This is a genomic window from Psychrobacter sp. 1176_08, assembly GCF_052850615.1.
On the sequence record NZ_VXCU01000010.1, the window covers coordinates 52525 to 77461 of the forward strand.

Sequence of the window (24937 nt, forward strand, 5' to 3'; positions counted from 1 at the left end):
TTCTTTTTAAAATATAGTAAAAACCACTATTTATATAGCGACTTTTGCTTTGATGGCAGGGTGTGATTCATAACCATTAACGCTAATATCTTCATAGTTGAAAGCAAAAATATCATCAACATCGGGATTGAGCGTTAAGGTTGGCAGCTCATAAAGTGAGCGTGTCAATTGCAACTCAACTTGTTCGCGGTGGTTTTGATAAATATGGCAATCACCGCCTGTCCAGATAAACTCACCAACGTCCAGTCCACAAACCTGTGCGACCATGTGGGTCAAGAGCGCGTAGCTTGCAATATTGAATGGCACACCTAGGAATAAATCCGCTGAGCGCTGATATAGCTGGCATGACAGTTTATTGTCAGCGACAAAGAACTGAAATAGAGTATGGCAGGGCGGCAAGGCGACTTGTTCGGCCTCTCCTGGGTTCCAACCCGATACGATAAGGCGTCGTGAATTGGGATTACTCTTTATTTGCTCAACAACTTGCGTGATTTGATCGACGCCATCGTTGTGGTAGCTGCCGTCATCAAGCTGGCTTGCACCATAATTACGCCATTGGTGACCATACACAGGACCCAAATCGCCTTCAGGACGATTGAAGCGAGCGGTTTGTTCTGCTGTCGCCCATTCATTCCAAATACGGACGCCATTTTTTTGCAGATAATCGACATGAGTGCTACCACTCAAAAACCACAATAGCTCATAAACAATGGATTTAAAATGGACTTTTTTTGTGGTTAATAAAGGAAACCCTGACGCTAAATCAAAGCGCAATTGCGCACCAAAGTGACTGAGTGTACCAGTACCAGTACGGTCACCTTTTTCTGTTCCTTCGGTTAGTACCTGATGCAGCAAGTTTAGATACGCCTGCTCATTTTTATTATTTAAAGGTTTACTATCAAGGTTACTACTGTTCATAAAACGGCTCTTCTATGCTCTCAAAGCATATTATTAATTTGATACTCGCTAAAAATAACGCTTAATAAGCGGCTTGCTTACCCCAGTCATAAATACCGCGCTTGTAAGCATAAATCAGTAAGGCAAAGCCAATAATGATCATTGGCGCACTTAACATCTGACCTTTGGTGAGCCATCCAAGCAACACAAACCCTTGGTCAGCATCTGGCTGGCGGAAGAACTCAATGATAAAGCGACTGATACCATAACCTAATAAAAATACAGCAGTGACGGCCATACGTGGACGCGGTTTTGATGAATACCACCACAGAAAAAGGAACAACAATAAGCCTTCAGCAAACGCTTCATATAGCTGCGATGGATGGCGCGGCAATAGGTATTGTCCGTTTACTTCAACCATCAATTCTTGTAGCTGAGGATTGGCTTGTAGTTGCTGCACATCAAAAGGCGCAGCTTGCGGGAAATAGGTCAGCCAGTTATATCCACCATCAGAGACACGGCCCCATAGTTCACCATTGATATAATTACCGATACGGCCAAATAACAAACCTGTTGGTACGCAAGGCACGATAAAATCCAGCACTTGAAACGGTGTTTTTTTGTATTTGCGGGCAAAGTACAACATGCCAAGCAAGACACCAATCATACCGCCATGGAAAGACATGCCGCCTTCCCAAACTTTGAACAGATAGGCAGGATTTTGTAGCAATTCACCAAATTGATAAAATAAGACGTAACCAACGCGGCCACCTAAAATAACGCCAAGGGCACCATAAAAGACCAAGTCGGAGACCATATCAGTCGTCCAATTGTCGCGTTTGGTGCTGCGATACCAAGCCAAACCGTAAGCTGCGGCAAATGCCAGCAGATACATGAGGCCATACCAATGGACTTCGACTGGTCCAAGTGCCAAGGCTACCGGATCGTACTGAGGATGAATCATCATAAGGGCATCATAATATTGGTAATAAAGTGCTGACTATAATAGCAAATTTCATGCGTCGGGCATACATTATTGCTATACCGACAATCAGCGAGGGTGAGTTAACGCATCTGTCTTGTGCCGCCTCTTTAGGTTGTTAGGTACGAAAAACAATAAATAAAATGCAGCAGGTATCGGTGATAAGAGCTGTGGTCGGAAGATTTTTTGGGCGAATAGAGGTGGTATTGATAATGGATAAGAGTAAACTATAGTTTTTAGATCAGTCATGTAATAGAGTATGATTTTAAAAAGACACTTATTATCGCTATCGTAAAAAAGTGGTAATCATGCGTTTAATACATTCATACATTTAATATTTTGTTGTGCGTTTATCTCATATGAGACGTGCGCTGACATTATGAGAAATCTCACTTCTAATATTTCAATTCTAGGGAAAGATATATGAAAGCACGCCCAACCCTCTGGTTTGTCTCGACTTATGATATAGGCGCATTATCACCGCTTAATCTAATGAATAAATGCTTTGTCTTACCGCTTGTATTTGGCGGAAGTACCATATTGGGATTGTCTAGCGCACAGGCGGCAATAAGTAGTATCGAGCAAGTGACCGTTTACCAAGGCTTGGCAAGCGTCACACGGGCATTACCAATCACAGGGAGTGGTGAGCAAACCGTTGTATTTTCTTGCTTATCGCCTTATATTGATAAAGAGAGTCTAAGCGTACAGTCAATGGGTAACGTCAATATTGGTGAAATCAGTATTGAAGAGTTGGCGGGGGAGCAAGCAGCCGAGTGTCAATACCAGGGTAATGCTAAGGCTCAGCAAAATACCCTAGCCAGTATCAATGCTGAATTAGAAGCGGCGCGCTTGGCAAAAGCATACTTGCAAAATTTGACCATAGTCACGCAAGTCAATATGGATGGAACTATTGCCAACAATGCACGCGATATAGAGACTCAAGCTGCCAGTCTTAACCAAAAGATTTTAGAGATCGAGCAGCGTCGGGTAAGTGCACAAGACGCACTGAATCAGCTGATAGCAGGCAACTCAACGTCAATTTCTAATAGTGTGATACAGGTGAGTGTGCGTACTGCCAGTCGCTCGCCAAGTACGCTTAAATTGCATTATCAGGTACAAGGCGCAGGTTGGGAGCCAACCTATCAAGCGCGTCTAAACACAAATAGCGATCAGTTGAGTATCACCGCCTCTGCAATCATCGCCCAACAAACTGGCGAGAACTGGTCCAACGTACCTGTGACACTTAGTACGGTTAATCCCAACCAAAGTGCGACAGGACAGCTGCCTTATGTGCCGCGCTTATCGCTATATGAAGAAAACCAAAATGTTCAGTATGTACCACCTATGTCGGAGGCTATGCCTGTTGTATTAGTATCTGGAAGAGAGAGCTATAGCGACGCTTCTGGATCACCAAATATAGCGCCATTACCGAATTTTACGGTCAGTAGCCAAAACAAAAATGGTATTATTGAGTATCGGTTGCCACAATTAGTGACTATTCCCAGTGGTGGTAGACGAGTGCGTACGGTTATTGGAGAGCAATCTGGCAGTAGCAAGCTGTGGGTTCGGAGCACACCTAGTGTTGAAACCGCTGCCTATTGGTATGCGTCTGCACCATTCTTAACCTCAGATTGGGTAGATGGATCCTTGCAGCTGTACCGTGACGATAACTACGTTGGACAATCGCGTTACAATTATCAGATGCTAAAAGAGCAGGGGATTGGCTTTGGTCGTGATCCAAACATCATGGTGAAAGAGATAATAAATGAAGACAAGCAGGGTGAGAAAGGCGTGCTGAGTCGGCAGCAAATTTTAACAACAACTAAAGCTTATCAATTTGCCAACCAGCATAACCGATCTGTGCGTTTGCAAGTATTAGGCAGTGAGCCTATCAGTCGCGATGACAGTCTAAAAGTTTCGGTTACTCATACACCGCCCGTCACTAAGCGAAATTGGAATGACAATCAAGGTATGGTAGCGTGGGAGTTTGACTTACCAAGTAAGCAGTCACAAGTGATACGCTCGACGTCTCAAATCAGTTATCCTGCCAATAAGATATTGAATGGAAATTAATAAAGAATGATTTTTTAGTTAATTGGCTTTAAAAGATAGCTTTTATTTTTACTAAAAATCACTCCCATAATAGACTGTTGTAAAAGGAATACTATGTGTATTGTCGCCATTGCTTGGCAGTTATTTGACGAGTTGCCATTGGTGCTATTGTCCAATCGTGATGAGTTTTTAGAGCGTCCAACTCAAGAGTTGCATCAGTGGTCTGATCAGCCCATCTATGCCGGACGTGACAAGCAAAGCGGCGGTACGTGGTTAGGGATTCACCAAGAAGCGCATGATGGTGTGTATCAACAAAATGGACGCTGGGCGGCGATCTTAAATTTTCGTGATGGTGTGCAAGCTGGTCGTGATGAGCGTTCACGTGGCGAGCTTGTGACTGAGTTTTTAACCAGTGCTTTAAGTCCGATGGATTTTGCACGAAATATCAGATTGCAAGATTATGCCGGTTTCAACTTGATTATTGGTGATGCAACGCAAGCGGTTATTGTTAATAATCGTGGCCATGCTCCCACACCGTTGTACGCAGGATTGCATGTGATATCCAACGGTCAACCAGAAGACAGTTGGTTCAAAACTGAACGATTACGCGGCAGGCTGCGGCAAGAAGTGCTGCCTCTCATTGCTGAAAATAACTCACCTGAATACTGGCAACAGGCTGCTTTTGACGTATTGTCCGATACTGTGCAAGCACCCAAAGAGCATTTGCCGCATACAGGTGTGGCTGTTGAAATTGAGCACGTCTTATCGTCTGTTTATATTAAGCCGGTTGCTTTTGGCAATGGAGCAAAAGATGTACCAACCTATGGCACACGCACGCAAAGTATTGTGACTTTGACCAAAAATAGTGAAACAAGTACAACTGTCATTGCAGAGATAACCAGTCGAGAATGTGCTTACGCTTCATAAACTGCGCTCATAAAAAATGTCCACGATAAACACTAAGATTTCTAGCGATTATCGTGGACATCTCTTAATACGTTTTTATCAAGCGGCTTATTCCACTAATAAATGGTTGTCTTGCTCAGGAATAATCAGCTCTTGTTTTAGGGGAAGTTCGCGCACCAACTCTTGCAAAGCGCGACGATAAACTCCACGTTTAAAGTGAATTACTTGTCCGAGTGGATACCAGTAACTGACCCATTGCCAATGGTCAAACTCTGGTTTTCCTTCATCAAAGCGGATATGTTGTGTATTTGGCTCATCTAAGCGCAGCAAAAACCATTTCTGTTTTTGCCCAATACATAAAGGGTGCTGTCCATGCCGTACATAACGTTTTGGCAGCCGATAACGCAACCAATCTTGCGTCACTGCCAATAAGTCTACGTGACGCGGATGTAAGCCGACCTCTTCCCAGAGCTCTCGATACATCGCATCCATCGGCGTCTCCCCGCGGTCGATACCACCTTGCGGAAACTGCCAAGCGTTGTGACCAATGCGTTTTGCCCACAGTACTTGCCCTTGTGTATTTGCCAAGATGATGCCGACATTGGCGCGAAAGCCGTCTGCATCTATCATGACTAAACCTTTTTAATTTGTTTAAAACATAGCCTATTCAGACAAGACATCGTGACAGCAATCATAATTATTATAGGGTGATTATTATCGACATCCAGTTAGAATAGGATTCATTACCATCATTAAACCAAGAAACAAGCAAAATGTGTAACAGTATTTTGCTATAAAATGTTTCACGAGTTTTACTGTTTAAAATCAGGTAGTTATAATTGGACTTTTGTAAACTTTTCTAGAAAATTTTACGTTAAGGATAGGTTGCTGTTAGAACGAAAAAATGCTGATAACCTCTAACAGACATTATTGGTAAAAAATGAACGGCAAAAATGAAAAATTTGAGCTTGTGTTACTTTTACTTTGACGACAATCTAAGACAAGGGTGCTATAAAACCTCATATTGGCTTGTGCTACACTAGGACAGGTTTCTGCTCGAATCATTATAGCTAAGATGATATTAATAGCTAAATGGCTGAATGATGATCAGAAAATAAGTCAATTGATTGATATTGCCTGTGAGCATCTTTTCAATTGGCTCATATTTACTGCATGTGATTATAAAAATCAAAATTAAGGCACGTTCTAGCAAGCTAGATCGTTTTTAAAAATAAAAAACAGATAATTTATCAATTACTATAAGGATTACTCGAAATGTCAGAGTTAAAAGCAAGTGTTGCATGGCAAGAAAACAAAGCGTTTATGGGCGTGTCACCATCAGGGCACAATATACAAATGGATGGCGGTAAAGAAAAGGGTGCAAGCCCAATGGAGCTGATTCTGTTAGGACTTGGTGGCTGTGCCAGTTATGATGTGGTATCGATTTTACAAAAATCTCGTCAAGAAGTGCAAGATGTACGCTGCGAGCTGACGGCACAGCGTGCTGAGACCATACCAGCGGTGTATACGGATATCCATCTACATTTCATCGTGACTGGTAAAGACATCAAGGACAAGCAAGTTGAAAAGGCTGTGAATCTATCAGCAGAAAAGTACTGCTCAGCCAGTCGTATGTTGGCGCAAGGTGGCGTAAACATCACTCATGATTTTGAAATTGTTGCAGGGTAGGGGCAGAGACGCTAATGAATGCACTCTTTGGAATGGTCTCTGATACAGCCGCATCCGCCATTTGGGCGATGGTAGTGGCAAGCTTACTGCCAGTAACGATGGCAATGTTGTCAAAGATATTTGGCGGCTTTCATCTGGCTGATAACGCGCATCCGCGTGATTTTTTGCAACAGACAACAGGTACGGCCGCCCGTGCAAATGCGGCACAGCAAAACAGTTATGAGACGTTGCCAGTATTTTTGGCTGCCGTATTGGTGGCGATGCTGTTCTTTGTACCGCAATTGATTATTAACACATTGGCGTGGCTGTATGTGTTGATTCGGATTGGTTATTGCGTAGCTTATATCACCAATTTGGCAACGTTTCGTTCCATACTTTGGGTGCTGTCTATTGCTTGTTGTTTGATGCTATTTTATTTAGCAATTCGCATCAGCACTTAATTTAACAGCTGTTCTCACCGTCATTTATCAAAAAAAGACAGTTGGTCATTATCGTACACTGGCTTGCAGTGCGTTAATAATGACTGTCTTATTTTTTTCTCGCTTGATCTCTTCCCACAGGGTTTGCGCTTCACTAAATCCTTTGGTGAGCATGCCTAGCCATTGCTTATAACGACCGACCAAGACCACATCGCTTTTCGCTGCACCTTCCAAAAATTTAATCTGATGCGCAATCAAATCTTGCCATAATAGCGTAGCCGTGTTGTTTAGGTTTTCAGCGTTATTATCAACCTGTGCAACCAAATCAGGACGAGTGACCGCGCCGCGACCTAACATAAGATGCTTAGTTGCTGCTTGCTCCATACAGTTTTGTGCTTGCTCTACATTCCAAATCTCGCCATTTGCAATCACGGGAATGCTCAGCGTATTAAAATTCTGAATCTTGTCCCAATAAGCAGGTGGTTTGTAGCCTTGGGTTTTGGTGCGTGCATGAATAGTCAGCCAATCAGCACCGCTTGACGCAATCGCACCGCGAATATCATCCATACGACTGGTATCGGTATAGCCCAAACGAATCTTAGCCGAGACAGGAAGGTGGTCAGGCACTGCACCGCGCACCGCGCTGATAATGTCATACATAACTTCAGGCTCATCGAGCAAGACGGAGCCGCCACGATGGCTGTTGACGGTTTTGGCAGGGCAACCAAAGTTAATATCGATAGCGGGCGCACCAAGCTCGGCAGCATAAGCGGCGTTTTCTGCCATCAGCTGTGCCTCGCTACCGAGTAGCTGCACATGAATAGGCGTACCAGAGGACGTTTTGGCATCATGATGCAACTCTGGCACGTATTTATAAAAGACATGCGCCGGCAAGACATGTTGAGTGATACGAATAAACTCGCTCACTGACCAATCATAGGGACGACCCAAGTCTGATGCAATTTGCGTTAGGATTTGGCGCATTAAAGGATCAGTTAAGCCTTCCATCGGGGCGAGGAGACGAACGGGATTGGCAAACAGTTGGCTGATCGTGTTTTTACGTACTTGACATGGCTGATCGGTATTCATGCTTGTGTTTCACTGCTAAAGAGTCGTGATAAATAGAAATTGAAAGTCTGGATAGGTAACTACAAAGAGTAATTAAGTATTGCCAAAAATTACTTTTTTGCCTGTCTGTAATCCTGATATTAAGTCTTTAATATGATGAATATCCAAGTTACTTTGGGCACGTGTACAGGCGACATAAAGCAAGCGTAATTCTTCTGGGCTTATCTTAACGGCATTAGTTGTAACATCATAATAGAAGTCATCGTCTAACTGTACTTTGCCCCATTCCAGCCCTTTGGCTTTATGCGCCGTTGAGATGACATAGTCGGCATTTTCGATACTGGTGAGACTATTGACCGCTTGGCTTAATACATTGGTGCCATGATCGTCGACCAGTTTTACCAGTGTTTTTAGATCACTGCCTTCATTGGTTTCAGAGTATTCTTGTACATCACCCCAATTATAAAAATACGCTAACTCAGGGACGCCGTATGCCGATTTACCGTTTTTTAAGTTTTCTGCCGCCTGACAGAATTTGAGCATACGATCGGTATCCGCTTGCAGCGCCACCCGATGCCCGAGTTTTAGTCCTGTCAATAATTGTGCCATAGCAGCAGCATTGGTACGGCATAGGATGGCATCTTTTTTGCTATGCACCATGCCTTTGTCAGTTGAGGATTGTTTATTGGGATTGCCTTTTAACGGCACTTCTTCTTGTAAGGCCTTTAGTAAGGTATTGGCCACTTCTGCAATGGGTTCACCAAAACGAAACGACTGCGTCAATAAGGTCTGCGGCAGTGGCAATTTTTTCATGGCATTGACCGCACCGCGCCATTCATAAATCTGCTGGTGCGCGTCACCCACATAGATTACCTGCCTTGACTGCTGGGTCAAGATACCCATCATCAATGGATCGGCATCTTGCGCTTCGTCAAATAAAATAAAATCGGCAGGAATGCTGGGTTTGGATAGCGCCCAAAGTTTGAGATAAATATCATGACCAATACCCGCAGGATGACGGGCATCAATCGACTGTAGCCAGCGCTGCTCAACAGCAGGGTATAGCATCTCGCGCAGCTGCTCTGAGTCCGATTCGTCGAGCCAGCTGGGAAACAATAAATGCCTTGGCGCAGGGTAGCTGGCATGTGTGCTACAAAAATTGCTGACGGCATCGCTAACAAAACGAGACAACCGTGCTGGCGTCAGTGTAATGTACTTATTGACCCCATCCATTTGCCGACGGACTTGTACAGGCTGCAATCCCAAATCATCGCCCAAACGCTTGGGTGAAAAGCGTGGCAAAGATAATTTTGCCGTAATATCACGTGCGACGTGACGATAAGCAAGCGAATGAAACGTGCGACATTCTACATGGGGCGGAAACTTCTGCCGTGCGTCATTAGCAATCGCTTTGTTGAAGGCGAGATATAAACCGCGTCCACGCAAGCGCTCACCAATCAATTTAAGCGTCGTTGTTTTACCAGCACCTGCATAAGCAACCACTTTGAATGACTTATGATCCATGGCCATATTCAGCGCGCTCAGCTGCTCATCAGTGGGGTCGCTCATATAAGCTGGCATAGATGCGGACATAATAAAGCTACCTAAAGTACAGAGAGTGATTAAAAACAACGACGGTAAAAAAAGCCACTGCATAGACAATGGCTGATAGATTGTGATGATGCGCAATCATGATAATAAGCATTACGCTTATTGATGGGATAAGAAGAGTCAAACAGTCAAAACTGTATTTTATATATTGACTAGACTCACATCGAGCCAAATGAGGATGTCATTATTTTACTCTTTATTGGTCGTGGATAAAACAGGCGTACGCTCTTCTTTGATTAAAATTTTGGCCAACAATAAACCAAGCTCAAATAATAACCACATGGGAATCGCAAGCATCAGCATAGATACCCCATCAGGCGGCGTCACGACAGCAGCCACTGCAAAACAGCCCACGATAATATAACGACGTTTGTCTTCTAGGCTCTGAATGGAGACAATGCCAGTCAATATCAAGAGCAGAGTGACGACTGGAATCTCAAACGTTAACCCAAATACCATAAACAGTTTTAGGGCAAAGCTCAGATAGCTGTCGATATCTGTCATCGGTAAGACGTTTTGCGGAGCAAACATAATGAAGAATTTCAGCACGCCTTTTAGTACAATAAAATAAGAAAAAGCCACGCCAGCATAGAATAAAAATATAGAGGAGAGTAGTACTGGAATCGCAATTTTCTTCTCTTTTTTATACAAACCGGGTGCTACAAATGACCAAATTTGATACAAAATATACGGCATTGCCAAAAACGCTGCGACAAATACCGTCAGACGTATCGGTGCCATAAAGTTGGAGGTAATATCTGTCGCAATCATGGTGGAATTGGCAGGGAGCTGAGCCACTAAAGGGTCTGATAAAAAGTTATACAGCTCGCGCGAAAACCCTGCTAGTGCCAAAAATATCACCAATACTGCCACACATATTTTGATCAAGTGTCGACGCAGCTCAATCAAATGCTCAGTAATCGGCATATCGCCCAATGTACTTAACACATCGGTGGTCGACTCCTCATAGGTATTATCTGTCTTGACATTGATATCTAGATCTTCGCTTTCCGTTCCAGCAATCTCTGCATCCATGATTTTTTCTTGGCGGCTTTTTTTACGCTTAAACAATCCCATCAATTAGCCTCCTGTTTTTTGGTGAAGGCTGGCTGTTCTAATGAATGAGCGTTTAATAGGGTGTCCGCTTTGTGGTTCGGTAAATAGGGCGGCATAGGTAGACGACGAGCCTTATCATAGGCACCCAGACGGAACCACATGTTTTCCCACGGTCTGGTAACAATGGGTTGAGGAGGTTGAGTTGTCTGTACAGTAGCGGTGGTCGAAATATCGTCAGTGCTTTGTTCAGTATTTTGTACGGCTATATCATCGCGATCTGTCTTATTGCTTTGAATATCGTCAGTGCTATCCGTTTTAGTCTGGGAGGTTTTTAGGTGCTGATTGTGAGAGTGTGCAAACTCTTTCATATTGCCGCGCATCTCTGCCATTTCACGTCGCATATCCGCCTCAGTTTGACGAATTTTGGCAAGCTCTTTTTGCATTTGTTGCCGTGTTTCAGCCAAGTCTAGCTCTGCTTCTATTTCAGACTGTAAGGTAGAGACGGTTCGACGAATTTTGGCGTACCATTGACCAGCCGTCCGTGCTGCCTGAGGCAGTTTTTCTGGACCCAAGACAATCAGGGCGATAACGCCAAAGAGGAGTAATTCAGAAAACCCAATATCAAACATAATGGTTGAATATCACTATTTTAATTGAGACAGGCTAAATGCGATAAACATTATATATTGTGCTTATCGTCAACAGGAGTAGAGTGGGTATTACTAGTATCAACCTTGTTGCTTGTTGTACGCTCGCCCTTATATGCGTTGCCCTCATGATCGAGTACTACCTGCTTTTTAGCGTGTTCTGTGTTCTCGTCTTTAACGGCTTCTTTAAAACCTTTGACAGCGCCGCCCAAATCTTTGCCTGCATTTTTGAGTTTTGCAGTGCCAAACACGACTACCACCACAACCAATAAAATCAGCCAGTGTGTAATAGAAAAACTGCCCATAATGGTATCCTTTTGACTTGGTTTTCAGTCTTTATCATAAGTGCTTTAAATAGATAGGAGATTGATCTCTTAAATAAAAAGCACCCAAATATAGTATGAAGTAAAAAGACTGTATTATAACCTGCGCTTATGACAAATAGGTGAAACCAAATACAATCCTCGCAGGTAGAAGATTATTTTGTCATGTTGCCTATTATCTATCGTGCTGCTTTCTCATCAATACCTGAGAGACCAAAGCGTCGACCCAGCTCATTTAATACTGCATCTGATTCTATATCGAACCACGCCAGCCCAACCAAGGTATGAAACCAGACATCTGCCACTTCATAAATAAGCTCATGACGGGCATCATCGTATTGCGCTTTGTCTCTATTTTCATCGCAGTGGGCAAAATCTTTGGCAGCGATAATACTTTCTACGCTTTCTTCACCCACTTTTTCCAAAATTTTATTTAATCCTTTGGCATATAAACTTGCCACATAAGAACTGTCGGCATCGGCTTGTTTTCGTTCTGCCAATACGTGATCCAGTTGTTGCAGGATAGAGCGCTCATCGACTGAAGTATGATTAGATTCAGTATCGGCATGAGTGCTCAAGTTGGTGTTTTGAACAGTCTCACCGTCTGATGTATTTAAATGATAAATGTCAGAGGGGTCTTTTAGAACTTTGTCCACGGTTTGCCATTCTGGGGTCTGACCAGATAGATCCAAACGTCGATAGAAACAAGACTCTCGTCCTGTATGACAGGCAATACCGCCCGCTTGAGTGACACTCAGCACAATAACGTCGGCATCACAATCTAAGCGGATATCATGGACAGTCTGGGTATGCCCTGAGGACTCTCCTTTGTGCCATAACTTGGCACGTGAGCGCGAAAAATAAACAGCCGTTTGGGTCTGTGCGGTCAGTTGTAGCGCTTCTGCATTCATCCAGGCCATCATCAAAATACGCCCAGATTTGTGATCTTGGGCAATTGCAGGAATCAAGCCATCAGCATTAAATTTTATGGCAGCTAGCCAAGCAGGTAAAGTCATCATTCATCCGTTTATTAAAGGTGTCGTTATTTGGTCATTCTATTTATATTTTGAGAGAAAACGCCATGTATAAAAAATATGGTTCATTTGATAAGTACTATTTGTTGGAATAAATAGCACTAATGCTTGCATAAACGTGGGTAAAGCGCTTTTTTAATCGTGCTATCAAGTGCCGTCACTTTATTGAGCCTAAAGTCGTAATTGACAAAATGCTTCCTTGCATGTGCCACCAACTCACCTGTGTGCATCCGAGAGACCTTTATTTCTACATGACCGCCATTGTCATAGGAAGGTTTAATGCCTACTTCAAACAAAAGCTCTTCACGCACTTTGACACGACTGCGAATATTTAGTTGTAACTCATCAATAATCAAACCTTGATAGTCTGCATTGACTTCTTTGATGCCTTGAGCGTACAAAAATCTCAGCCAAGACTCAGTCAAAAGGGCTGTCAATGCTTCGAGTGTTAGATACTGATTTGCATCGATTTCAGCGTGGCGTACGCGCATCACGGTTTCAAAAGCTAAGAATTCATCATCAACGTCTAATTTTTTTTCTGACATGTTGTTTCTCCTAGCGATTACAGGCGATGTGTTCTGCTTATCATGATATTAAAGGAGCAAGGTTGTATGGTTGAGCAGTAGGGTAGATGATTCAGAATCATTGGGACTTATATTTTTGGTACTTAGATTATACCAAATGTTAGTGTCTACTAAAGCACAGCTTAAGCTGACATTCAATCTATTTGGCGGTAATTCGTAACTTTAATGGGGTTTTGAGAGGGTATGTGAGGAGTCGGCTCATAAGAATGGGTTATTCTCATTGTTTGCTAAAGACGCGTTAAAACTTTGCTTGGCAAAACAACGCACTATCTGCTAAAATAGCGCCTCCCACCTCGAGGCAAATAGAGGTTTAGTTGTTATTTAAGTGACAATTATTCAGTACGACTATTTGACGACCAGGTTCTAACACAGAAAAAGAGGCAAATCATCATGAAAGTTAAGATGAAAACCAGAAGCGGTGCCGCTAAACGTTTCAAAAAAACAGCGAACGGCTTCAAGCGTAAGCAAGCATTCAAAAGCCATATTTTGACCAAGAAATCACCTAAGCGTATTCGCCAGTTGCGTGGTCTTAAGTTGGTGCACAAGTCTGACGAAGCAGCAGTTCGTCGTATGTGCCCATACATCTAATAGCCTATCGTCATTTATCTTTAATTAAACATATTTGACTTTGCAATCTGACAATGATGTTTGTTATCTAACAGCATCATCATTCGCTTAACAGTGATTAAAATATCTTGGAGTAAATTATGGCCCGTGTAAAACGTGGTGTACAGGCAAATCGCCGTCACAAAAAAATCTTAAAGCGCGCAAAAGGCTACTACGGTGCCCGTTCACGTGTTTACCGCGTAGCGGTACAGGCAGTGACCAAAGCTGGTCAGTATGCTTATCGTGACCGTCGCAACAAAAAACGTACTTTCCGTCGTCTTTGGATTGCACGTATCAATGCTGGTGCACGCTTAAATGGCTTAAGCTATAGCCGCTTCATCAATGGCATGAAAAAAGCCAACATCGCAATCGATCGTCGCGTACTTGCTGACATCGCTATGCATGATGCTGCAACTTTCACCGCATTGGTCGAAAAAGCAAAAGCGGAATTGGCCTAAATATTAGCCATCCTTTAGATATTCAGGTTATTAAGTGAGTATTTAAATGGATAGCACTGATATTGATTAATAGTACGATATTAATAGAAGCTACCGCTGGTCGGTGGCTTTTTTTATATTATATGATTTTGCTTGTGGTGCATATAAAACTAAATTTTAGTACAGGCCACGCTGGCCCCTGTCTAAATATTCAAGCCATTCATAATCTTCAATTTTTATCAAAATGATTGAGTAAATGGTTTGCAATATTTGGTCAAATCCCTACAATTAATAGTCCGTTCAAATCAGGAATGATGCGTCTTATGACTACCCCTGCTGCCACTATCGACTTGTCGGCGCTACCGACTTTATCCTCAGAACTGAATGATCTTAATGAAGCGCAATTGATCGCGTTTACCGATGCGGCTGAAGCGCTGATCTTACAAGTAACTGATACTCGTGTATTGCAAGACTTGCGTGTGCAATTGACTGGTAAAAAAAGCTTGCTCACCAGCTGGTCAAAACAGATGGGCAAGCTAGAAGCAGATGACAAAAAAACCTACGGTGGCTGGTTGCATCAGGTACGTAGCCGCATTCAGCAGGTATTGACCGATCAGCAACAACAGCTCGAAGTCGCTGCGCTAAATGCCAAGCTAGAAGCTGAGAGCATTGACATCACTTTACCTGCTCGTGGTGGCAAAAAAGGCCATTTGCATCCAGTCACGATGATCACCCAGCGTATGCAACAGTATTTTGTACAGGCGGGTTTCAATGTGGCGACAGGCCCTGAAGTTGAAAGTGATTACTACAATTTTGAAGCCTTGAATATTCCGTCACACCATCCTGCACGTGCCATGCACGACACCTTCTATTTTGATGCCCATTATTTGCTGCGTACACATACCAGTCCGGTACAGATTCGTACGATGGAAAAGAATGAGCCACCGATTCGTATTATTTGTCCTGGTCGTGTTTACCGCAACGATTCTGACCAGACCCATTCGCCGATGTTCCATCAGCTAGAAGGCCTTATGGTCACAGAGTCGAGTACTTTTGCTGAACTAAAAGGCTTGATCAGCGAATTTTTAGAAGCGTTTTTTGCCAAAGAGTTGACCGTTCGCTTCCGTCCTTCATTTTTCCCGTTCACTGAGCCTTCTGCCGAAGTGGATATTCTAGATGATAATGGTAAATGGCTTGAAGTGATGGGCTGCGGTATGGTGCATCCACAAGTACTGACCAACTGCGGTATTGATAGCGACAAATACACAGGCTTCGCTTTTGGGATGGGTATTGAGCGCTTTGCCATGCTGTACTATGGTATTGATGATTTGCGTTTGTTTTTCCAAAATGACGTACGCTTCTTAAAGCAGTTTGGCTAGAGGGCTTTTTGTTTATATAAAAGTGCTCCTTGTTCATATAACAAGTGAATGTGCCAACCTTTACTTCACAATCTTTATTATAAAATTCTGATCCGAGAGACTTATGAAAATTAGCGAACAGTGGCTACGTCAATGGGTGAACCCTGATAATACCAGTGAACAGTTGGCCGAACAGTTGACCATGGCTGGACTAGAAATTGATGATCGTTATGCGGTTGCTCGTGCCTTTACAGGCGTGGTCGTTGGCGAAGTCATGAGCGTCGAGCAGCATCCTGACGCGGATAAGCTGCGTGTCACACAGGTAAATATCGGTGACGCTGAGCCATTGCAGATTGTCTGCGGCGCGCCGAATGTGACGGTTGGTATGAAAGTGCCTGTTGCGACGGTTGGGGCTGTACTACCGAGCGATGATAAACAAGGCTTCAAAATCAAAAAAAGCAAGCTGCGCGGTGTGGCCTCTAACGGTATGCTATGCGGTGCTTCTGAGATTGATTTGGTTGATAGCATTGATGGTTTGCTTGAGCTGCCAGAGGATGCGCCGATTGGTACCGATATCCGTAGTTATTTGGGCTTAGACAATCAGATACTAGATATCTCAATCACGCCAAACCGTGGTGATTGCTTCAGTGTACGCGGTATTGCCCGTGAAATATCAGTGCTCAATGATTTGCCTATGCAAATGCCAGAAATCGCTGACAATGTAGCAGACACTGATAACGGTCAGACGCCCGCCGTGACGGTAATGGCGGTAGAAGCTTGTCCACGTTACTTATTACAGTCAATTAGCCATATTGATCGTAGCATTGACACGCCAAAATGGATGCAAGATGCATTGGTACAGTCCGGACTACGATCGCACAATTTTTTGGTAGATGTGACCAATTATGTGCTCATGGAGCTTGGTCAGCCACTGCATGCTTTTGATGCCGATACTATTGTTGGTGACATTGTGGTGCGTTTGGCGCAACCCAAGGAAAGCCTGACTCTATTGAATGAACAAACCATTACCTTAACAGGTGATGAGCTAGTCATTGCTGATGATAAAGGTATCCTTGCGCTTGCTGGTATCATGGGTGGTCAGCGTAGTAGTGTGACGGATAGTACAAGTAATATTGTACTAGAAAGTGCTTTCTTTAATCCTTTAGCAATCGCTGCGCGCGCCCGTCGTTTTGGTTTGCACACTGATGCATCGCAACGTTTTGAGCGTGGGGTAGACTTTGAGTTGCCAGTGCTTGCACTAGCACGTGCTCGTGACTTGATTACTGGTGTCACGGCTGGTCAAGCAGGGTCAATCGTAAATGTAGAAAACCAAGAGCAGCTGCCAGCACGCGCGCCTATTACTTTACCGATTACTAAGGTTCGTGATGTCATCGGTATCGATATTGAGCCTACGGTTATGGTACGCATTTTGACTCAGTTAGGGTTTGTAGTAGAGCAACAAGCGGACGCACTGATTTGTACGCCGCCCTCGTACCGTTTCGATATGAGTATTCGCGAGGATCTCATCGAAGAAATTGCTCGTATCTATGGTTATGATAATATTCCGAGCGTGTTGCCACATTTGCAAGTCAGCATGGACTACGATGATACCGCAGACCTGACGCACGAAATGAAGCTGGCGCTGGTCGATAATGGCTATATGGAAGCGATCAGCTTTAGCTTTAGTGATGCCAAACTAGAAGCACTGCTCGATGATAAAGCATTGGGAGAAGTGCTGGCATTGGCCAATCCAATCTCTAGTGATTTGGCAGTGATGCGCCGTACTTTATTGTCAAGCTTATTGCCGTGTGTACAATATAATCTAAACCGTCAGCAGCCACGTGTGCGGTTTTTTGAGACAGGGTTAAGTTTTGTTGGTCAGAGTATCAGCGAGTTGGTACAAACACCAAGCATCGCCTTGGTAGCAGTGGGTGATATTTGGGATGAACAAGCCTATCAAAACCGTGCACTAGATTTCTACGACTTAAAACATGACATTGAGCAATTACTTCCTGCACAGATCGATAATGCCCGCATCCGCTATGAGCGTAGTGCACTAAGCTTCTTGCATCCAGGCCAGAGCGCTAAGCTATATATCGATGACGTGTACGTTGGCTGGCTTGGACAATTGCACCCTAATACGGCCAAACAACTAGATTTACCAGCTACTTGGGTCGCTCAATTGTCACTTGCGCCATTACTGACGCTTGCACGTGAACAGCATACTATCAGTACGCCAAGTAAATTCCCACAAGTACGCCGCGACATTGCAATTTTAGTAGACAGTGAGATTAGTTTGCAAACCCTAGAATCAACGATACGCGCTGCCGCAGGTAGCATGTTGACGGATCTTTGGTTGTTTGATGTTTATCAAGGCGATAAAGTGCCAGCAGGTCAGCGCTCACTAGCCTTTGCCTTGATATGGCAAGACCGTCTGCAAACTTTATCTGATGAGGCGGTAAAAACAGCCACTGATAAAGTGGTGCAAGCGTTGGCTGAGCAGCATGCTGTACAGCTGCGTGACAGTTAAAACGTCATATTAAGATACTAGATGCTCTATAGTCTTATTTTTTTGACTATGGAGCATTATTATTCATAGCAATCATTATGAAGACAAGATATCGTTCTAAAAAATCCAGTTTGAATATAAGTTAAGTCGTTATTAATAAAAGATTTTTATGCCATCTTTGTTAAAAAGACGTCAAAAAAGCTTTATAATAACTGACACTAACCTTCGTAACGCTAAACCATGATATTCGACATCACGACATAGCATAGGAGTCGTACTGTGAGCACCTTAACCAAATCTGACATGATTGAGCATTTGATGAGTCACCTTAACCTAACACGCCAAGAAGGCCGCTGTTTGGTCGAGAACTTCTTTGATGAGTTGTCAGAGAGTTTGATTGATGGCAAAGAGGTCAAGCTTTCAGGCTTTGGCAACTTTGAGCTTAAAGATAAAAATAGTCGTCCAGGACGCAATCCTAAGACAGGTGAACCGGTGGCCGTATCTGCACGCCGTGTGGTAACTTTTAAAACGGGACAAAAATTTCGTCAGCAAGTTGATGAGAAATTATTTGATGCCTAGGCATGATGGGTGTTCTTGGCTATCTGACTGCTTTGGCATTTTAAGATAGCTTTGCTACCCTAGTTTACTATCTACCATCGTTTCTTATATTGTAGAAGTATGTTGACGAGAGCATACGTGTGATGCAAGACGCTAACGATGACTGGTCTTTACCATATTTTATTTAATAAATCGCACACATAAAAAGAGAGAGCATACGCTCTCTCTTTTAATTACACTGTTTTTATCTTATAAAAGATAAAATTACTGAGCTGGTTGCTCAACAACAACTTCGTCAGAAGCTTCAACAGCAGCAGTATCAGTAGCAGGAGTTTCGCTAGCCATATCTACGCTAGTAGTAGTACCGTCTACAGGAACTTCAGCGTCCATTTCGTCAGTAGCAGTTGCAGCTTGAGCTTCAGCGATATCAGCTTCAGCGCCGGCAACAGCAGCGTCAGCATCAGCAGTAACTTCGCCTTCAGCAGCAGCGTCGTCTAGTTCAGCAGAAGCGTCTTGCACTTCTTCTTGCGCGTCAGATAAATCTTCAGCAGCGTTTTCTTTGTTGCTGTCACAGGCAGTTAGGCCCATAGTTGCAGTCATGATACCAGCTAGAGCAAGTAATTTAAGTTTCATAAGGTATTCTCCGGAAAAATGAAATGAGCAGTAGCAGCAACAAAGGTTGAAATCCAAGATACCCCGGAAATCAACTCATCTTAGTCACAGCTACTCAGCTTTCACGCATTCTATATGTTTTTTATTTAAATAGAAATAGCTTGTACAATTAAGTAACAATAAAATGTGAAATAATTTTTTATATTGTTTACACAGTATAATTTTTAATACAGCAATCCTTATTAATCGACGTATAATCAATGACATCACTCTAGTCTCAAGCGCCTGCTACGTCTAGATTTCTGCTATGTTTTTTAGCATTTTATTGTGATGTGATGAGTAAAATCCGAAGTAAACGAGGCATTTGCGGCGTTTCTAATTGCATAAGAAGAAACAAAATATCTAAAGAATTTTCAAAAGATTTGATTTTGCTGTATTAGATGTACATAGCAGAGCAGAGTAGAGCGTTGAGCGTAAAAGCACATAATATGAATAACTATTGACACGAATAGCAATGTCTATCGTAAGTTTGAGGAATAGCATTATGAAATGGCAAGGTAGACGAGGCAGCACGAACGTACGCTCAAGTAAGGGCGGTGGTAAGATGATAGGCGGTGGTATCGGCGGTATTATCATTGCTGGTATTTTGTGGTTGGTATTTGGTGTAAATCCAATGACCGCTTTGCAAACAGGTCAGGTAATTGCAGGAGGCAGTGGTGGAGAGGCGTCGACTGAACTTGCAACAGAGACTGATAGGGACACACAATTTGTAAAAGTGGTATTGGCAGATACAGAAGAGGTTTGGCATCAGGTCTTTAATGAAGCAGGTAGCACCTATCAAGAGCCGTCACTGATTCTATTTAATGGACAAGTCAGTTCGGCCTGCGGTAGTGCTAGTGCAGCAACTGGTCCATTCTATTGCCCAGGTGATCAGACCGTATATTTGGACACATCATTTTTTGTAGAGATGCGTCAGAACTTAGGTATTACTGGTGATCAACAAGGCTCAGGTGGTGAAGACAATCAAGGTAAGGCTGGTGACTTTGCTCAAGCATATGTCATTGCGCATGAAGTTGGTCATCATGTTCAGACCTTATTAGGGATCACGCAACAAGTCAATGAAGCCGGCCGTCAAGTCACGCGGGCACAAGCCAATAAATTGTCAGTGCTACAAGAGTTGCAGGCAGATTGCTTTGCTGGCGTTTGGGCACAGCGCAACCAAGAACGTGTACAGTTCTTAGAAGCAGGTGATATTGACGAAGCCATTAACGCGGCAGGTCAAATTGGTGATGATCGCCTAGCAAAAGCAAGTGGTGGGGAAGTGGTGCCAGATAATTTTACTCATGGCACAAGCCAGCAACGTATTCAGTGGTTCACGCGTGGATTAGAGAGTGGCAACATTCAATCTTGCGATACGTTTAGTGGTGCATTGTCATAGGTGCTTATAAAATACCTCTAATTATAAAAATTACCCATTAAAAAAGCCTGCAATATATATTGCAGGCTTTTTTGTATTTTAAGATATCTTTGATTGGCTTAACTACTTTGAATCAGATCATAAAGCAGTAAAGCCTCAAGTTCCTAAAATAGGCTTTAGCGATTATCTGCTGTTATTAAGGATGTAAGCACCTGCGCCACCAACTGCAGCACCACCAAGTGCACCACGTGCGATGTCTTTGCTGTTTCCGCCACTTCTAATCAATGCACCAGCGGCTGCACCAGCAGCAGCACCTTTTGCAGTATTGCTTACACCACTGTTGTAGCCGTAGCCACCGCTTGCACAGCCACCCATGATAAGAGCTGAGCTAGTAAGAGCAGTCATTGCGATAGTTTTAGCAAATTTCATAGTATCACCTATTAAGTTATCAATTTGGTTTGTCAAAATCAGGAGACGATATTTTCATTACCCTAGCTGCTTATACCAACATAATGGAGTAAAGCTTGTGGGTAATTATCCTAAAATAATCTATTGTGCTACCGCAAGACATAATAAGGTCTGCATTAGTAAGGATTATTAAGCATAGCAAATATCTCAAAAATACTACTATCGATATCTGATAGCAGAGTATATCTATACTGGCTCTTATGCTAACCCATATTACTATTTCTAGGCGTAGTAAAAGCGCTAAGCTTTGCAAGATGTCTGTAAAATATGTTGCCCCACTGTATCCATAGTAGTCGTTTTGCATAGAGTCATTGTAATCAAATAGATAGTAAGATAACTGTTTTGATAAAGACATGCGGTATATTTCTAAATGAGAAAAGTCGCAAACAAAAAGACCGCACAGAGGCGGTCTTAATAAATAACGCTATTTTTACTTAGTCAGCAAGTAAATTCTTGGCTGTCCCTAGTTCTGTGATTTACGCTTCATTTGCTCAAAGAACTCATCATTGGTTTTTGCCTCTTTGAGACGATCCAATAAGAACTCAGTGGCTTGTACGCCATCCATCGGCTGTAGCAATTTACGTAAAATCCAAACTTTACGCAATTTGTCTTCATCCAATAGGCGCTCTTCGCGGCGCGTACCAGATTTTTTGATATTGATGGCTGGGAAAACGCGTTTTTCGGCCAAATCACGCTCAAGCGTAATCTCTTGGTTACCCGTTCCTTTGAACTCTTCAAAAATAACGCTGTCCATTTTACTACCGGTGTCAATTAAGGCACTGGCGATAATGGTCAAACTACCACCTTCTTCAACATTACGCGCCGCACCGAAAAAGCGTTTTGGACGCTCTAGCGCATTGGCATCCAAACCACCAGTCAATACTTTGCCTGATGAAGGAATGACGGTGTTATAAGCGCGGGCAAGACGAGTAATAGAGTCAAGCAAAATGACCACGTCTTGCTTATGTTCAACCAAACGTTTGGCTTTTTCGATGACCATTTCGGCAACTTGTACGTGACGCTGTGGCGGCTCATCAAAGGTAGAGGCAACCACTTCACCGCGCACGGTACGTACCATCTCGGTCACTTCTTCTGGACGCTCGTCGATGAGTAGTACAATCAGATAACACTCAGGGTTATTACGAGTAATTGACTGAGCGATGGTCTGTAGCAACATCGTCTTACCCGCTTTTGGCGGTGCCACGATAATAGAGCGTTGACCTTTACCAATCGGAGCAATCAAGTCAATGATACGACCCGTCAAATCTTCAGTAGTGCCATTACCAAGCTCAAGCTTCAATTGCTCAGTTGGAAATAGAGGGGTTAAGTTCTCAAAGATAAGCTTATGACGTGAACGATCTGGCGTATCAAAGTTGATTTCACCAACCTTCAATAGCGCAAAGTAACGCTCAGAATCTTTTGGTGGACGAATCGTACCAGCAATACTGTCACCCGTCTTGAGACTAAAACGACGAATTTGACTAGGGCTGACATAGATGTCGTCAGGGCCTGCCAAATAAGAGCCTTCTGAGGAACGTAAAAAGCCAAAACCGTCAGGAAGAACCTCAAGCACGCCGTCACCGTAAATGGCTTCACCATTACGGGCATGGGTTTTTAAGATAGCAAAGATAATGTCTTGTTTACGGCTACGCGCCATGTTGTCAAGACCCATTTCTTTGGCGATTGCCAATAGCTCAGCGATTGATTTTTTCTTTAATTCAGTTAGATTCATAGATAGGTCATTAGCAATTGATCAGATGAGAGATGCCATTAGCAGCACAAGTCACGACATTGATTAAAACAGCGATAGTATAGTGATAGAGGGTGTGTGCACAGAACGAGAATTTATGTAGTTTTGATTTTACACGTCAGCTTATGTACGGATTGCAATCGTTTGATGCAAGGTAATAAGAAATAAAGGCAAAGAAGGCCACATAAGAGTCTGCGTCAAAAACTCAGTATCAGTAATTGTGTTCAGTCATTTCGTTCAGCAATGGTGTTTATAATGACGATTGTGTTTTTGTTGATAAACACGAGGAGAATAGCAATAAGACACTTAAGAAAACCGTTAGTTTTCTGTTGTCAGCAGACTATACGGTCTTCACAATGACGTTGTCAATAAATTTTGCCAAAAAAGTCATATAATTGAGTTTTTTGCATAAAAAATAAGCAAAAAAGCCATCATCTAAGACAGATGATAGCTTTCTGAAACATAGCATTACGTTGTAAAACGTGAACATCAAACGGGTTGATGCCAACAAATATTAACTTATAGATGCTTGTCTAATACTTTAGCCAATTCCGCTTTTGGCTGTAAACCCATGACTGAATCTACTTTCTCACCGTCTTTGAATACAAACAGTGTTGGGATGTTACGGATACCAAAACGGCTTGCTGCTTGTGGGTTGCTGTCCACATCAACTTTGACGATTTTAACTTTACCTTGGTATTCAGTCGCCAGTTCTTCTAAAATAGGCGCAATGGCTTTACATGGACCGCACCAAGCCGCCCAAAAATCTACCAGTACTGGTACATCTGATTGTAATACGTCTTGGTCGAAATCTGTATCGGTGGTGTTAACAATAAGGTCTGACATAATATTATCTCTCTTGTTTTATTATTTCTGTTAGCGTGTATCTCTCTATATAGTGGTGTCATGATAGAGGATAAGAAGCCAAAGAATGGTTTAGAATTGGTGAAAATGTGCGATTATATTAACATGTTTGGCAGCGATTGGCAGAGGTATGCCAGTTAAATTGCTCAACAATTACTATTAGCACAATAAATCAAAACATAACGATACAGGTTATGGTTTCTCTGTCACCTATGTTTTCTGGCATTCTCTTAAACTTACATTTATATCTGTTTTTTTCTTCCTAATTCAAGTGCTTACCCGTTTTGTGTTCGCCCATAATAACTGGTTCATAGTTCAGTACCTTCAAGTCCAACCACATAAGTAGCTCATTTTATGCCTTTTACTGATGAAGAAGTCCTTACTCTAAACGCTCAAGAAAACGCTTATCCGCTTGAGTTTTTTCAGACCTTTGCGCAAGACATTACTGTCTACGAAGATGATGACATTTGGGTGGTCGATAAACCCGCAGGACTGCTAAGTGTCGATGGCAAAACGCTCAAGGTGAGCCTGCTTGCTCGGCTTGAACGCGCCAATCCGGTGGTTAAACTGATTCATCGCCTTGATATGGATACCTCAGGGCTGATAATTTTTGCCAAAAATGCTGCTGCGCAAACCCATATCAGTAAGCAGTTTATTGAGCGATTGCCACAAAAAAAATATCAAGCACGTGTTTTTGGGCAGTGGGAAAGTGTGGGTGCCACTGGTGAGATATCCGTGCCAGTACGTTATGAGCCGCTGACAAAACCGCGCCATATCGTCGATCCTGACTGGTCAAAGCACGCGCTGACCTTGTATGAAGTCGTGGCTCATGAAGAGTGCGGTGGTCAACCAGTCACGCGCGTCATGTTGAAACCCGTGACAGGTCGCAGTCACCAGTTGCGCGTACATATGGTACATGTTGGTCATGTGATGATTGGTGATCCCATTTATGCTGAAGGTGCTGCATTAGAGATTGCGCCAAGGCTTAACCTGCACGCGCAGCAATTACGCCTCAAACATCCCACGCTTGGCGCATGGATGGATTGGGAAAGCCCGTGTCCTTTTTAGCATGATATAAGTACTCGTAGGT

The 24937-nt window shown here is 43.1% G+C and carries 25 protein-coding genes; 11 read left to right on the plus strand and 14 right to left on the minus strand.

The window, feature by feature from the left end; translation table 11 throughout:
• Positions 1 to 30: 30 nt before the first annotated feature.
• Positions 31 to 918, minus strand: a complete 888-nt coding sequence (locus tag FW759_RS12625; protein WP_446443167.1) for a thymidylate synthase — start codon at positions 916 to 918, stop codon at positions 31 to 33.
• 61 nt (positions 919 to 979) lie between these two features.
• Positions 980 to 1864 carry a prolipoprotein diacylglyceryl transferase gene (lgt, locus tag FW759_RS12630; protein WP_062845623.1) on the minus strand — a complete coding sequence of 295 codons (885 nt, stop codon included), beginning with the start codon at positions 1862 to 1864 and terminating at the stop codon, positions 980 to 982.
• 438 nt (positions 1865 to 2302) lie between these two features.
• Between lgt and FW759_RS12635 the strand changes: the two genes are divergently transcribed.
• Complete coding sequence (locus FW759_RS12635; protein ID WP_446443168.1) at positions 2303 to 3952, plus strand: DUF4139 domain-containing protein; 1650 nt, start codon at positions 2303 to 2305, stop codon at positions 3950 to 3952.
• A gap of 93 nt (positions 3953 to 4045) precedes the next feature.
• Complete coding sequence (locus FW759_RS12640; protein WP_446443169.1) at positions 4046 to 4858, plus strand: NRDE family protein; 813 nt, start codon at positions 4046 to 4048, stop codon at positions 4856 to 4858.
• 87 nt (positions 4859 to 4945) lie between these two features.
• On the opposite strand, the gene FW759_RS12645 is transcribed toward FW759_RS12640, so the two are convergent.
• Entirely contained in the window at positions 4946 to 5467 is a 522-nt protein-coding gene (locus FW759_RS12645) for an RNA pyrophosphohydrolase (protein ID WP_062845620.1), read from the minus strand.
• A 645-nt stretch (positions 5468 to 6112) separates the two neighbouring features.
• Here FW759_RS12645 and FW759_RS12650 point away from each other — a divergent pair.
• Both FW759_RS12650 and FW759_RS12655 read left to right on the plus strand, forming a co-directional pair.
• Positions 6113 to 6526, plus strand: a complete 414-nt coding sequence (locus tag FW759_RS12650) for an OsmC family protein (protein WP_353670546.1) — start codon at positions 6113 to 6115, stop codon at positions 6524 to 6526.
• Positions 6527 to 6540: 14 nt separating this feature from the next.
• The gene (locus FW759_RS12655; protein ID WP_446443170.1) at positions 6541 to 6966 is read left to right on the plus strand and encodes an MAPEG family protein; all 426 of its coding nucleotides are present in this window, start codon (positions 6541 to 6543) and stop codon (positions 6964 to 6966) included.
• Between the two features lie 48 nt (positions 6967 to 7014).
• Here the strand turns inward: FW759_RS12655 and FW759_RS12660 are convergent, their stop codons facing one another.
• From FW759_RS12660 to FW759_RS12690, 7 genes are all read right to left on the minus strand, one after another.
• Complete coding sequence (locus FW759_RS12660) at positions 7015 to 8034, minus strand: tRNA dihydrouridine synthase (protein WP_446443171.1); 1020 nt, start codon at positions 8032 to 8034, stop codon at positions 7015 to 7017.
• A gap of 72 nt (positions 8035 to 8106) precedes the next feature.
• On the minus strand, positions 8107 to 9606 hold the full coding sequence (locus tag FW759_RS12665; protein ID WP_062845616.1) for a UvrD-helicase domain-containing protein: 1500 nt from the start codon (positions 9604 to 9606) through the stop codon (positions 8107 to 8109).
• A 207-nt stretch (positions 9607 to 9813) separates the two neighbouring features.
• Positions 9814 to 10551 (minus strand): twin-arginine translocase subunit TatC, encoded by a 738-nt coding sequence (tatC, locus tag FW759_RS12670; RefSeq protein ID WP_443566595.1) that lies wholly within the window; start codon positions 10549 to 10551, stop codon positions 9814 to 9816.
• 149 nt (positions 10552 to 10700) lie between these two features.
• Complete coding sequence (gene tatB / locus FW759_RS12675) at positions 10701 to 11309, minus strand: Sec-independent protein translocase protein TatB (RefSeq protein ID WP_446443172.1); 609 nt, start codon at positions 11307 to 11309, stop codon at positions 10701 to 10703.
• Positions 11310 to 11359: 50 nt separating this feature from the next.
• Positions 11360 to 11632, minus strand: coding sequence for a Sec-independent protein translocase subunit TatA (tatA, locus tag FW759_RS12680; protein ID WP_446443173.1), 273 nt, complete (start codon positions 11630 to 11632; stop codon positions 11360 to 11362).
• A 197-nt stretch (positions 11633 to 11829) separates the two neighbouring features.
• Complete coding sequence (hisIE, locus tag FW759_RS12685) at positions 11830 to 12666, minus strand: bifunctional phosphoribosyl-AMP cyclohydrolase/phosphoribosyl-ATP diphosphatase HisIE (protein WP_443566554.1); 837 nt, start codon at positions 12664 to 12666, stop codon at positions 11830 to 11832.
• A 119-nt stretch (positions 12667 to 12785) separates the two neighbouring features.
• The gene (locus tag FW759_RS12690; RefSeq protein ID WP_446443174.1) at positions 12786 to 13229 is read right to left on the minus strand and encodes a thioesterase family protein; all 444 of its coding nucleotides are present in this window, start codon (positions 13227 to 13229) and stop codon (positions 12786 to 12788) included.
• A 429-nt stretch (positions 13230 to 13658) separates the two neighbouring features.
• Between FW759_RS12690 and rpmI the strand changes: the two genes are divergently transcribed.
• From rpmI to FW759_RS12715, 5 genes are all read left to right on the plus strand, one after another.
• Entirely contained in the window at positions 13659 to 13856 is a 198-nt protein-coding gene (gene rpmI / locus FW759_RS12695) for a 50S ribosomal protein L35 (RefSeq protein ID WP_062845610.1), read from the plus strand.
• 119 nt (positions 13857 to 13975) lie between these two features.
• The gene (gene rplT / locus FW759_RS12700; protein ID WP_011281252.1) at positions 13976 to 14332 is read left to right on the plus strand and encodes a 50S ribosomal protein L20; all 357 of its coding nucleotides are present in this window, start codon (positions 13976 to 13978) and stop codon (positions 14330 to 14332) included.
• Between the two features lie 302 nt (positions 14333 to 14634).
• Positions 14635 to 15690 (plus strand): phenylalanine--tRNA ligase subunit alpha, encoded by a 1056-nt coding sequence (gene pheS, locus FW759_RS12705; RefSeq protein WP_443566552.1) that lies wholly within the window; start codon positions 14635 to 14637, stop codon positions 15688 to 15690.
• Positions 15691 to 15793: 103 nt separating this feature from the next.
• On the plus strand, positions 15794 to 18199 hold the full coding sequence (gene pheT / locus FW759_RS12710) for a phenylalanine--tRNA ligase subunit beta (RefSeq protein ID WP_446443175.1): 2406 nt from the start codon (positions 15794 to 15796) through the stop codon (positions 18197 to 18199).
• Positions 18200 to 18457: 258 nt separating this feature from the next.
• Entirely contained in the window at positions 18458 to 18757 is a 300-nt protein-coding gene (locus FW759_RS12715; protein WP_062845608.1) for an integration host factor subunit alpha, read from the plus strand.
• 243 nt (positions 18758 to 19000) lie between these two features.
• On the opposite strand, the gene FW759_RS12720 is transcribed toward FW759_RS12715, so the two are convergent.
• The gene (locus FW759_RS12720) at positions 19001 to 19369 is read right to left on the minus strand and encodes a hypothetical protein (RefSeq protein WP_062845607.1); all 369 of its coding nucleotides are present in this window, start codon (positions 19367 to 19369) and stop codon (positions 19001 to 19003) included.
• 523 nt (positions 19370 to 19892) lie between these two features.
• Here FW759_RS12720 and ypfJ point away from each other — a divergent pair.
• Complete coding sequence (gene ypfJ, locus FW759_RS12725; RefSeq protein WP_446443176.1) at positions 19893 to 20786, plus strand: KPN_02809 family neutral zinc metallopeptidase; 894 nt, start codon at positions 19893 to 19895, stop codon at positions 20784 to 20786.
• Between the two features lie 162 nt (positions 20787 to 20948).
• Here ypfJ and FW759_RS12730 read toward each other — a convergent pair whose 3' ends face one another.
• The 3 genes from FW759_RS12730 to trxA form a co-directional block, all read right to left on the minus strand.
• Positions 20949 to 21194 (minus strand): hypothetical protein, encoded by a 246-nt coding sequence (locus tag FW759_RS12730; RefSeq protein WP_062845605.1) that lies wholly within the window; start codon positions 21192 to 21194, stop codon positions 20949 to 20951.
• Positions 21195 to 21696: 502 nt separating this feature from the next.
• On the minus strand, positions 21697 to 22965 hold the full coding sequence (rho, locus tag FW759_RS12735; RefSeq protein WP_025651526.1) for a transcription termination factor Rho: 1269 nt from the start codon (positions 22963 to 22965) through the stop codon (positions 21697 to 21699).
• A gap of 537 nt (positions 22966 to 23502) precedes the next feature.
• Positions 23503 to 23829, minus strand: coding sequence for a thioredoxin (trxA, locus tag FW759_RS12740; RefSeq protein ID WP_062845604.1), 327 nt, complete (start codon positions 23827 to 23829; stop codon positions 23503 to 23505).
• Between the two features lie 372 nt (positions 23830 to 24201).
• On the opposite strand from trxA, the gene FW759_RS12745 reads away from it, so the two are divergent.
• A complete protein-coding gene (locus tag FW759_RS12745; RefSeq protein ID WP_446443177.1) occupies positions 24202 to 24915 on the plus strand; it encodes an RluA family pseudouridine synthase in 714 nt (237 codons plus the stop codon).
• The last annotated feature ends 22 nt before the right edge of the window (positions 24916 to 24937 follow it).